The organism is Lawsonella clevelandensis, from assembly GCF_003241315.1.
GTDB lineage: Bacteria > Actinomycetota > Actinomycetes > Mycobacteriales > Mycobacteriaceae > Lawsonella > Lawsonella clevelandensis_A.
In genome coordinates, this window is sequence record NZ_QFOZ01000018.1 from 1 (window position 1) to 2,712 (window position 2,712).

General features: G+C 46.3%; 3 protein-coding genes. All 3 read left to right on the top strand.

The genetic code is table 11. The annotated features are described in order from the left end of the window. On the top strand, positions 1-408 hold a 408-nt coding region (locus DI579_RS07150; RefSeq protein ID WP_303679014.1), incomplete at its 5' end, for a phosphopantetheine-binding protein. Continuing rightward, positions 396-1,118, top strand: a complete 723-nt coding sequence (locus tag DI579_RS07155; RefSeq protein WP_303679015.1) for a thioesterase II family protein — start codon at positions 396-398, stop codon at positions 1,116-1,118. The genes DI579_RS07150 and DI579_RS07155, both read left to right, overlap by 13 nt. Continuing rightward, positions 1,105-2,412, top strand: coding sequence for an acetyl-CoA carboxylase biotin carboxylase subunit family protein (locus tag DI579_RS07160; RefSeq protein WP_134790669.1), 1,308 nt, complete (start codon positions 1,105-1,107; stop codon positions 2,410-2,412). Before DI579_RS07155 ends, DI579_RS07160 begins: the two co-directional genes overlap by 14 nt. Positions 2,413-2,712: the final 300 nt, after the last annotated feature.

Below are 2,712 nucleotides of genomic sequence, written 5' to 3' on the forward strand. Positions count from 1 at the left end.
ACTTCTCGTCTTGCCGAATTTCTACCTTCCTATATGATTCCTCTCAAGATCGTAACTACGCAGAATGTTCCTAGATCAAGAACGGGAAAAATCGATCGGTGCGAGTGCCTGAAGTTGGTAACACAGAGCGAACTCTACGATTACGACAGAATATCCCAAGGACAAATGCAGCGTAACAGTGTTCACGATCAAGTGCAAAATATCTGGGATATGGTCCTTGGAAAGAAGAGTCACGGTGAAGATCGTGATTTTTTCTCCGCAGGTGGAAATTCGTTGCGCGCTGTTCAGCTTTTGACCGCCATCGGTAAACAGTTTGGTGTCCGTGTCCCCTTGCGGAGCTTCTATTCTAATCCAACGATTTCCTGCTTGGTCAGTTTGCTGATGTCTGTTGAGGAGTGCGAGCATTGAACTCGGAAGTTTGGCAGCGTATTAGTTCGGCAACTACCTCTTGTTGCTCCACAGTCTTGATATTCCCTCCTACGGGTGCCGGAGCTCCTGCCTTTCAATCGATGTCTGTCTTAGAGGGGGATATTACAGTTTGGGGTTACTGCCCGCCTGGCAGGGGTCGGAGATTACTTGAACCCGGCATCAGAAGCATGGAGGAGTTCGTCAGCAAGTTTCGATCATCCTTCGATATCGTGACTGGGCCATTGATCCTCGCTGGAGTTAGTTTTGGTGCGATGCTAGCGTTCGTAGCTGCTCATGTTCTAGAAGACGACGGTATATCAGTGACTCGCTTGGTTGCCTTATGCGGGCAAAGTCCTAAAAGTTACAGAGGAGAACGGGAGGAGTGGAATATGGAACGTGCACGGAAGCATATGTGTAACTACGGATTGACTCCTAAAAGTATTCTGGATTCCGATGAATCTGACGATCTGTTTGTTCGCCCTACGCTCGATGATCTCTTACTGGCACAATCGTATTGTGGTAACCAACTTAAGCCGATTCGTATCCCTATAACCTGTGTTTCCGCTATAGATGATGAAATTGTTTCTTTCGGAGAAACAATCCGATGGCGTGAAGCTACGAGTGAATCTTACAGGTTGATTGAAGTTACCGGAGGGCACTATGCCCATGAAGGTTTTGGAAGAAAGGAATGGTTAAATGTTTTCTCGTGATGACGCAATGGTTGAAAGAAACTGGGCAGTGTTGGTAGGTGTTACCACGTCTGGATCGCATGCCTCTGCACATTGGTTTAAAGGCTTCTATGAAGCGTGTCAGAAGCGCCATATAATGGTATGTGGGGTAGACTTCGAGGAAGAGTTAGCGAACAAAATTCCGCCGATTCCTGTTGATTGTTTAGTTAAAGTATCCGGACCCTATAGGAGGAGCCTGGATGCTGATGAGATCGCTGAAATAGCGTCAGAAATTGAGGCCCGATGCCCTGGAAAGGTGGCTCTTTCAACGGCACTGCGCGAAAATTATCAGTTGCAGAATAGTCTTTTAGCTAAAGCTATTGGAGTTGCTAGAAATACTGCTAATTGTGTTGAACTTATCCAGGATAAACCGGCCTGCCGCGATGCGCTTCGAAAAGCTGGTATCTATCAGCCACAAAGTTTGCGTATTACCGGAGTCGATTCTGATGGATGCTTACGGTTTAGTGATGCATCGGGAACTGTCGTTGAGAAACCAACCAACAATTCAAGTGGTTGGATTGTAAAGCCATCCATAGGGATGGGCAGTGTTGGCGTTAGGCGCATCTTAAATGTTGAAGATATTTCTGAACTTGATACTCTCGTTCTCGAGGGAGGATTCTGCTTAGAAGAGTTTATCACAGGTACTGAGTATTCGATTGAGGGTATTGCTATAGATGGACGGGTATGCATCTATACAACTACAGCGAAAACAATCGACGAAGATTTCGTTGAAATTGGTCATATCCAGCCAGCCGATATGAGCAGTATATCTAGCAAACGTGAGCTTGAAGAACAGCTCCAACGCTGTGTAAATGCGCTTGGGATTGAGTGTGGGAATCTGCATGTTGAATTTTGGGTCACACCTGAAAAAGAAATTGTATGGGGAGAATTTCACGTGCGTCAAGGCGGAGATTTTATTGCGCCGGATCTTGTGTCCGCGGTGCGACCAGGGATCGACTATTATGGAAATCTGATTGATTCTTTATGTGGACTTCCTATTCATCCCTTGCCTGAGATAACCCAGTGTGCTGCTTCAAAGTTTATCGAATCCTCATCTGGAGTGGTATCAGAGGTTTCTCTCTATGACAGTGTCCCTGAAGAAATCGATTTGTACTGGGAATGCGTACCAGGAGAAATAGCACATGCAGTAAATGATTCGCATGCAAGGGTAGCTGCTATTGTTGCCCGTGGCAATGACGAGCATACAGTGACTCAATTATTGGACCGCGTGGCTAATGCTTGCGTAGTGCGTGTCGCTTCCGTGAGCAGAGACTAGTTGCGTGGCAGTAGATTTACGGTGAGAAGTGAAACACACATCATGACTATATTATGCGGCACGCTACGATAACCTTGTTCGCATCTTTAAACATCGTCGTCAGTCGCGTGGCTCGAGTTGTCAACGTCCAATATTGCCATCAAGGGTTTTTCTGTCTCCTTTAGGAAGGATTTGCGCCTAATTATGAATAATTTCTCTACTCACAAACATGTTGAGATGCGTGATTGGGTCGCTGCTAATATGAGTTCCGTGTTCACTATTCCCACAGCGGCTCGTGGTTGAGCTCTCGGTCGAGGTGTG

Excerpts from the sequence above, each read along its gene's own strand:
- DI579_RS07160 (WP_134790669.1), top strand. The coding sequence starts at position 1,105 with ATGTTTTCTCGTGATGACGCAATGGTTGAAAGAAACTGGGCAGTGTTG.